The following is a 570-nucleotide window of genomic DNA, read 5'->3' as shown; positions in this document are numbered from 1 at the left end:
TTTTCAGAATTGATATCTCAGTAGAGTGCGTATAAGCACAGACTGCGTGCAGTGTGGATGGTATGAGGGCCTGTGTGATTCATCGTATGTTTTTTTTTTTGTGGTCGGCGAGAAGTTCACCCGCGCCGCCGAACGCGCGCTGGCCGACAAGAGTGCGCTGGTGTGCTTTTCCGCCACCGGCGGCGCGCGCATGCAGGAGGCGCTGTTCTCGCTGATGCAGATGGCCAAGACCTCGGCCGCGCTGGCACGCATGCGCGACGCCGGCGTGCCGTACATCAGCGTGCTGACCAACCCGACCACTGGTGGCGTCTCCGCCAGCCTGGCGATGCTGGGCGACATCAACATCGGCGAGCCGAAGGCGCTGATCGGCTTCGCCGGTCCGCGCGTGATCGAGCAGACCGTGCGCGAGACCCTGCCGGAAGGTTTTCAGCGCTCGGAGTTCCTGCTCGACCATGGCGCGATCGACCTGATCGTCGATCGCCGCGAGATGCGCGACAAGCTGGCCGACCTGCTCGGCATCCTGACCAGGGCCGAGCGCGCCGCCTGAGCATCGGCCTACCGACGTCGTGG

1 pseudogene is annotated in these 570 nt (G+C 64.0%); it reads left to right on the top strand.

The features are described 5' to 3' along the window. Positions 1-100 precede the first annotated feature (100 nt). Positions 101-547, top strand: a pseudogene (locus tag CSC66_RS17300) (acetyl-CoA carboxylase carboxyltransferase subunit beta); the annotation flags it as partial. Positions 548-570 lie beyond the last annotated feature (23 nt).

The sequence above is a fragment of the Pseudoxanthomonas kaohsiungensis genome (assembly GCF_010211765.1).
Taxonomy (GTDB): domain Bacteria; phylum Pseudomonadota; class Gammaproteobacteria; order Xanthomonadales; family Xanthomonadaceae; genus Pseudoxanthomonas; species Pseudoxanthomonas kaohsiungensis.
This window is presented reverse-complemented; position numbering and strand designations above follow the sequence as displayed.